We start from the raw sequence: 7472 nt of genomic DNA, 5'->3' as shown, positions 1-7472 counted from the left end.
GGCGGACCCTGCGCGCGCCGCCCTCGACGCGGCCCTCCTGGCCGCCCACGCGAAGGCCGACCGCCCGGCGCTGATCGGGCTCTACGCCGAGGCCGCCGAAACCGCCACCGGCACGGCGGCGGCCTTTTACCTGACCCATGCCTTCGTCTTCGCGCTGGAGGCGGGCGACGCCCGCGCCCCGGTGCTCAAGGCGCGGCTGGTGGCACTTGGGGCGGATGTTCCCGACGCGCCCTGACCGGACGCCGTCCCGGCCTCAGCCCGACCCGAGGATGATGCGCACGTAATCCTGCGTCTCGGCATAGGGCGGGATGCCGCCATGCCGCCGCACCGCCTCGGGGCCGGCGTTATAGGCCGCAAGCGCATGGTCCCAGCGGCGGAAGGCGCGATATTGCATGGCGAGGTAACGCGCCCCGGCCTCGAGGTTCTGGGTCGGGTCACGCGGATCGACACCCAGCAGCTCGGCGGTGCCCGGCATCAGCTGCGCCAGCCCGATGGCGCCCGCATGGCTGACCGCCTCGGGGTTCCAGCCCGATTCCTGCTGCACGAGGCGCAGGAACAGGTCCTCGGGGATGCCGTGGCGACGCGCCGCGGCGCGCGCGACCTCGAGCCAGGGTCCGGTGTAGCCGCCGCCGAACACCGGCACCGCGGGTGCGTCGGGGTCGTAGTCGGGCCGCAACCGGGCCGAGCCGGCGTATTGCGAGGAGGCCCGGCTGTCCAGCACGCCCAATGCGCGGTCAAACCGCGCCATCGGGTCGGCCGCCGCAGGCGCTGCGGGCAGGCCCAGGCAGAGGGCGGCGAGAAGGGCCGCGGCGGGGCTGGTTCGGATCATCATGCGGCAAGGTCCGGACGCGACGTGACACCGGAGCAATAAGACCGATCGGCGAAAATTTCCAGTGCGCAGCGCCGCGGTGCCTGCCGAGGGTCCGGATTAACCTTTTCTTGACCAGGATGGGATGATCTAAGCGTCACGCGCCGGCCCGATGACTCGTCTCCGGGCGCGGCGACTGGACAGCCAAGACCGGGGAGAAACGAGACATGGCCGGATCCGTCAACAAGGTCATCCTGATCGGCAACCTGGGCCGCGACCCCGAGGTGCGGTCGTTCCAGAACGGCGGCAAGGTCTGCAACCTGCGCATTGCGACCTCGGAAACCTGGAAGGACCGCAACACCGGCGAGCGGCGCGAGCGGACCGAATGGCACTCGGTGGCGATCTTCAACGAGGCGCTGGCGCGGCTGGCCGAGCAATACCTGCGCAAGGGATCGAAGGTCTATATCGAGGGCAAGCTGGAGACGCGGAAATGGCAGGACCAGTCCGGCCAGGACCGCTACACCACCGAGGTGGTGCTGCGCCCCTACGCGGGTGAGCTGACCTTCCTCGACAGCCGCGAGGGTGGCGGCGGCGGTGGCGGCGGCTCTTATGGCGGCGGCGGCGGCGGTGGCTATGGCGACGACCGCGGCGGCGGTGGCGGCGGCTACCCCGATGACCGTGGCGGCAGCTACGGCGGCGGCGGTGGCGGCAGCTACGGCGGCGGTGGCGGCGACGTCGACGACGAGATCCCGTTCTGAGGACGGCGCGCGATCCTTGCAAGGATCGCATCAGCCTCTTGCAAGAGGCTCACACGATCGCTTGCAAGCGATCGGCAAATCCCTTGCAAGGGATTTGGGCCCTTGGCAGCGCTCCGCGCTCGTGTTTCCTGGGGCTGCGCGCGGGGCTGGTGGCGGATGCCTCCGGCGGCCATATTTGCAGGATGAAGATGGGGCTGGTCCCCGTGACAGGAGAGCGCCGCGATGCAGCCGACCAATCCGACCTACACCCGGACCTTTCCGCCCCCGGTGATGGAGGCGCGGCGCTGGATCGCGGGCAAGAGCTTTGCCGAGGACAGGCCGCTGATCAACCTCAGCCAGGCCGCCCCCGTCGATCCCCCGCCCGAGCCGCTCGCGCGCGCCATGGCCGAGGCCTTGCTCGAAAACCCCGCTTCGCATCTCTACGGCCCGGTGCTCGGCTTGCCCGACTTGCGCGAGGAACTGGCGGCGCAATGGTCCGCCGCCTACGGTGGCGCGGTCCGGGCGGCGCAGGTCGCCGTGACCGCGGGCTGCAACCAGGCCTTCACCGCGGCGATGTCGACGCTGGCGGGTGCGGGCGACGAGGTGATCCTGCCCCTGCCCTTCTATTTCAACCACAAGATGTGGCTGGACATGGAGGGCGTGCGCAGCGTCCACCTGCCCACCGGCGACGATCTTCTGCCCGACCCTGCGCAGGCGGCGGCGCTGATCACCGACAGGACCCGGGCCATCGTGCTGATCTCGCCCAACAACCCCGCGGGCGTCGAGTATCCCCCGGCGCTGCTGCGCGCCTTCCTCGAGCTGGCGCGGTCACGCGGCCTTGCGCTGATCCTCGACGAGACCTACCGCGATTTCCACAGCCGCGCAGGGGCGCCGCATGACCTGTTCACCGACCCCGACTGGCACGACACGCTGATCCATCTCTATTCCTTCTCCAAGGCCTACCGGCTGACCGGTCACCGGGTGGGGGCGCTGATGGCCTCCGAGGCGCGGCTGGCCGAGGTCGAGAAATTCCTCGACACGGTCGCCATCTGCGCGCCGCAGGTGGGCCAGATCGGCGCGCTCTGGGGGATGCGGAACCTGGGCCGCTGGCTGGCGGGCGAGCGACGCGAGATCCTCGCGCGGCGCGATGTGCTGAGTGCGGGCTTCCAGCGCCTGCCGGGCTGGCAGCTGCTGGGCTGCGGGGCCTATTTCGCCTATGCGCGCCATCCGTTCGCCAAACCCTCGGACGCGGTCGCCCGCGAGATGGTGGAGGCCGCGGCCCTTCTCACGCTGCCGGGTACGATGTTCGGCCCTTCGCGCGCCGAGGGTGGCACCGGCCAGGCCGAGGCGACATTGAGGATCGCCTTTGCCAATGCGGACGCCGCGGGCCTGGAGGAGGTGGTGCGCAGACTTGCCGCGCTCGACCTCTGAGCGGCCTGGCGCGGGCCTTGCCGCGCCGCGCCCGAACGCGTAATCAACGCCGAGTGACGGGGCGGTGCCCCCGGCGGCACGCAATGGCAGAAGGACCCGCGCAGCATGGCGAAGACAGCTGTAAAGAAGCTCTCGAACCTCTTCGTCTGGGTGATCCTGGGCCTTCTTTTCGTGGCGCTGGCGGGGTTCGGCATCGGCTCCTTCTCGGGCGGGGCCTCGCAGGTGGGCCAGGTCGGCGAGGCCGAGATCACCGCCGACGATTACGCCCGTGCCCTCGACCAGGAAATCCGCGCGCGCATCGCCCAGACCGGCCAGCCGGTCACCCTTTCGACGTTGCAGGCGCAGGGCGTGGACCAGGCGGTGCTGCAATCGCTCGTCGCCCGCGCCGCGCTGGCGCATGAGGCCGGCGCAATGGGGCTCTCGGTCGGCGATGCCGAGGTCGCGCGCCAGATCACCGAGATCGAGAGCTTCCAGGGCCTCGACGGGCAGTTCGACCGCGAGAGCTATGAATTCACGCTGCGCCAGAACGGGCTCGACACTGCCGAGTTCGAAGAGAACGTCCGCGAGGACACCGCCCGCGGCCTGTTGCAACTGGCCGTCATCGGCGGGCTGCAGCCCAATGCGACGATCACCGACACGCTGGTCGCCTACCAGAGCGAGACGCGGGATTTCAGCCTGCTCACCCTGACCGAGGCGGATTTGCCCGCGGGCCTTCCCGCGCCGACGCCGGCCGATCTGCAGGCGCAATACGACGAGACGCCCGAACGCTTCACCCGCCCCGAGGCGCGGCGCATCACCTATGCCTGGATCACGCCCACCCTGCTGATCGACAGCGTTCCGGTGGACGAAGAGGCGCTGCGCGCCCTCTACGAGGACCGCGCCGAGCTTTACCGCCAGCCCGAGCGTCGGCTGCTCGAGCAGTTGACCTTCCTCGAGGAGGCGGACGCGCAGGCCGCCTATGACGCCATCCTCGCCGGTGAGACGACATTCGACGCGCTGGTCGAGGAGCGCGAGCTGACGCTCGACGACATCGACCTGGGCGAGGTGGCGCGCGAGGATCTTCCGGCCGCCACCGCCGAGGCGATCTTCGCCGACACCCAGAGCGAGATCATCGGCCCGCTCGACAGCACATTCGGCGGGGCCGCGCTGTTCCGGGTGAACGCGGTTCTGGACGCCTCCGAGGTGCCCTTCGACGAGGCCCGCGAGGAGCTGCGCGCCGAACTGGCCGCCGAGGCCGCGCGCCGGACCATCGACGACCTGCGCGACCCGGTCGACGATCTGCTGGCCAGCGGCGCAACGCTGGAGGAGCTGGCCGCCGACACCGAGATGGTGCTGGGCCAGATCGACTACACCCCCACCTCCGAGGACGGGATCGCGGGCTATGACGCGTTCCGCGAGGCCGCGCTCGCCGTCGAGGAGGGCGACTTTCCCGAGCTGCTGGAGCTGAGCGACGGCGGTCTCTTCGCCCTGCGCCTCGACGAGACGGTGCCGCCCGCCCTGCCGCCGCTGGCCGAGATCGAGGACGAGGTCGCGCAGGCATGGCGCGAAAGCGCGCTGCGCGCCCAGCTTGCCGCCCGCGGCGAGGCGCTGGTGGGCCAGCTGGCCACCGGGGCCACGCTGGAGGATCTCGGTCGCGTCGACCAGGAGCAGCAGGTGCGGCGGCAGGATTTCATCCCCGACGCGCCGCCCACGCTGGTGGCGCAGGTCTTCCGCCTGTCCACGCCCGGCGACACGGTGTTGGTGCCCGGCGCCGACCGCGCCTTCATCGCGCGGCTCGACCGGATAAACCCCGCCGCCCGCGACGATCCGGGCACCGCGATCCTGACCCAGATCATGAGCCAGTCGGTCGGGCAATCCATGGCGCAGGACATCTTCGAGGCCTATGGCCGCGCCGTGCAGGCCGAGGCGGGGATCAGCCTGAACCAGTCGATGATCAACGCCGTCCATTCGCAGTTCCCCTGATGGCCCAGCTTTCCGATTTCGACGCCTTCGAGGCCGGCTGGACCGCCGGACAGAACCAGCTGGTCTATGCTCGGCTGGCCGCCGATCTCGACACGCCCGTGTCGGTGATGATGAAGCTGACGGATGCGGGGCGGGACAGTTTCATCCTCGAATCCGTCACCGGCGGCGAGGTGCGCGGGCGCTACTCGATCATCGGCTGCAAGCCGGACCTGATCTGGGAATGCCACGGGCAGGACAGCCGCCTGAACCGCAGCGCGCGTTACGACCGCGAGGCGTTCGAGCCCTGCACGGCCCCGCCCCTTCAGGCGATCCGCGACCTGCTGGCGGAATCGGCCATCGACATGCCCGACGAGCTGCCGGCCGCCGCGGCGGGGCTGTTCGGCTACCTCGGCTATGACATGATCCGGCTGGTCGAGCATCTGCCGAACGTGAACCCCGACCCGCTGGGTCTGCCCGACGCGGTGCTGATGCGCCCCTCTGTCATCGCGGTTCTGGACGGGGTGAAGGGCGAGGTCACCGTGGTCTCGCCCGCCTGGGTCGCCTCGGGCCTGACGGCGCGGGCGGCTTATGCGCAGGCCGCCGAACGCGTCTCGGACGCGCTGCGCGATCTCGAGCGCGCGCCGGCCACCGCCAGCCGCGAGATGGGCGAGGCCCATGCCGTGCCAGAACCGGTATCGAATTTCGCCAAGCCCGACTATCTCGCCGCGGTCGAGACGGCCAAGGACTACATCCGCGCGGGCGACATCTTCCAGGTCGTGCCCTCGCAACGCTGGACGCAGGCGTTTCCCGAACCGCCCTTCGCGCTGTACCGCGCGCTCCGGCGGACGAACCCCTCGCCCTTCATGTTCTTCTTCAACTTCGGCCCCTTCCAGGTCGTCGGCGCCTCGCCCGAGATCCTGGTGCGGGTCTTCGGCGGCGAGGTCACGATCCGCCCCATCGCGGGCACCCGCCCCCGCGGCGCCACCCCCGAGGAGGACCGCGCGCTCGAGGCCGATCTGCTGGCCGACCAGAAAGAGCTGGCCGAGCACCTGATGCTCCTGGACCTCGGCCGCAACGACGTGGGCCGGGTGGCGAAGATCGGCACGGTGCGCCCGACCGAGGAATTCATCGTCGAGCGGTACAGCCACGTCATGCATATCGTCTCGAACGTGGTGGGCGAGCTGCGCGAGGGCGAGGATGCGCTGTCCGCGCTTCTGGCCGGCCTGCCCGCGGGCACCGTCTCGGGCGCGCCCAAGGTCCGCGCGATGGAGATCATCGACGAGCTGGAGCCGGAAAAGCGCGGCGTCTACGGCGGCGGCGTGGGCTATTTCTCGGCGGGCGGCGATATGGACATGTGCATCGCGCTGCGCACGGCGGTGGTGAAGGACGGCAAGCTCTACATCCAGGCGGGCGGCGGCGTGGTCTACGACAGCGACCCCGAGGCCGAGTTCCAGGAAACCGTCAACAAGTCCCGCGCCATCCGCCGAGCGGCCGAGGATGCGGGGCTGTTCAGCGGTCGGGGCAACCGCTGAGGCGGGGCTACTCCGCCAACCGCTGCAACACCGCCGACACCGGGGCCAGCGTCACCTGCTCCGAGCGCGCGCCGAGCGCCCAGGAGAAGAGCGCCGTCACCGTGTCGGGCCGTGTGCGGCCCACCACCACCACCGCGCCGTCCTGCCCCGCGGCGAAGCCCGCACGGCCGAGGAACCGGGTGATGACCGTGGCGCGCTGATCCTCGTCATCGAGCAGTCGGAAGATCGTGGCCGCCGGAACCTCGGCGCGGCGGGCGCTCTGCTCGGCGGCGTTCAGCCCCTGGGGGAAGGCCAACAGGCCATGGCCGCTGTCGGCCAGTGCCGCGACCGTGGCGTCGAGCACGGGACGGTCACCCTGGATGCGGCTGTCGGGTCTGTCCATCAGCGCCACCGCCTGCGGCAGGGTCTCGCGCGCGGCGGCAAGGGCGGTTTCGACATCCATCGGGGCCGCACCCTCGGGGATCAGCCCGTCGCTGTAGATCACCACCTCGAAGCCGGCCGCGCGCAGCTCGGCGGCGCGGGCCGCGGCATCCGGGCGCAGCGGGTCGATGGCGAAGCTGACCGGAAAGCTGAGGCTGCCCAGAAGCTCGGGGGCAAGCGGGCTGTCCGGCGCATCGATCAGCACCACGGCCATCAGCGCGCCCCCGGCGGGCGCATCGAACGCCGCGGCATTGTCGCGCAGCGCGTTCGGCAGCGCGTCCGTGGCCACGGGCTCTGCCTCGGGCGGCTCGGCCGGGCTGGCGGCGGCGCTCTCGGGCGGCAGGGCGGTGACCTGCGGCAGGCTGCGCCCGGCGGCGGGGGCATCGCCCGGCTGCGGCATCACGATCCGCCGCGGGGCCGCTTGGGCGATCCGGGTCTCGGGTTCGGGTTCCGGTTCGGCCTGTGGCGCGGCCTCGGCCTCCGGCACTGGCTCTGGCTCTGGCCCTGGCTCTGGCTCTGGCGCGACCACCTGCGGCAGCGTCACACGCGGCGGGGTGGCCGGGGTCGGGGCGCTGGCCGTATCGGCGCGCGCGGGGCCGTCGG

Annotated in this window: 7 protein-coding genes; 5 read left to right on the top strand and 2 right to left on the bottom strand. The window is 71.2% G+C overall.

Annotated features, from left to right (window positions below; translation table 11 throughout):
• Positions 1 to 235, top strand: a 235-nt coding sequence (locus QQK83_RS18270; protein ID WP_349816246.1) for a hypothetical protein, incomplete at its 5' end; no start/stop codon positions are given.
• Positions 236 to 253: 18 nt separating this feature from the next.
• On the opposite strand, the gene QQK83_RS18265 is transcribed toward QQK83_RS18270, so the two are convergent.
• The gene (locus tag QQK83_RS18265; protein WP_459437229.1) at positions 254 to 832 is read right to left on the bottom strand and encodes a lytic transglycosylase domain-containing protein; all 579 of its coding nucleotides are present in this window, start codon (positions 830 to 832) and stop codon (positions 254 to 256) included.
• A 203-nt stretch (positions 833 to 1035) separates the two neighbouring features.
• Between QQK83_RS18265 and ssb the strand changes: the two genes are divergently transcribed.
• The 4 genes from ssb to trpE all read left to right on the top strand — a co-directional run bounded on the left by ssb (position 1036) and on the right by trpE (position 6449).
• Positions 1036 to 1566, top strand: a complete 531-nt coding sequence (gene ssb / locus QQK83_RS18260; RefSeq protein ID WP_284266737.1) for a single-stranded DNA-binding protein — start codon at positions 1036 to 1038, stop codon at positions 1564 to 1566.
• A 222-nt stretch (positions 1567 to 1788) separates the two neighbouring features.
• Positions 1789 to 2976: an aminotransferase gene (locus QQK83_RS18255; protein WP_284266735.1), complete on the top strand. Its 1188-nt coding sequence runs from the start codon at positions 1789 to 1791 to the stop codon at positions 2974 to 2976.
• Positions 2977 to 3081: 105 nt separating this feature from the next.
• Entirely contained in the window at positions 3082 to 4938 is a 1857-nt protein-coding gene (locus QQK83_RS18250; RefSeq protein ID WP_284266733.1) for a peptidylprolyl isomerase, read from the top strand.
• A complete protein-coding gene (trpE, locus tag QQK83_RS18245) occupies positions 4938 to 6449 on the top strand; it encodes an anthranilate synthase component I (RefSeq protein ID WP_284266731.1) in 1512 nt (503 codons plus the stop codon). The genes QQK83_RS18250 and trpE overlap by 1 nt, the downstream gene beginning before the upstream one ends.
• A gap of 7 nt (positions 6450 to 6456) precedes the next feature.
• Here the strand turns inward: trpE and QQK83_RS18240 are convergent.
• The coding region (locus tag QQK83_RS18240) for a divergent polysaccharide deacetylase family protein (RefSeq protein ID WP_284266729.1) at positions 6457 to 7472 on the bottom strand (1016 nt) is incomplete at its 5' end.

The sequence above is a fragment of the Roseicyclus amphidinii genome, from assembly GCF_030163755.1.
GTDB lineage: Bacteria > Pseudomonadota > Alphaproteobacteria > Rhodobacterales > Rhodobacteraceae > Roseicyclus > Roseicyclus amphidinii.
Note: the sequence above shows the minus strand (reverse complement) of the source record. Positions and strands in the feature narration are given on the sequence as shown.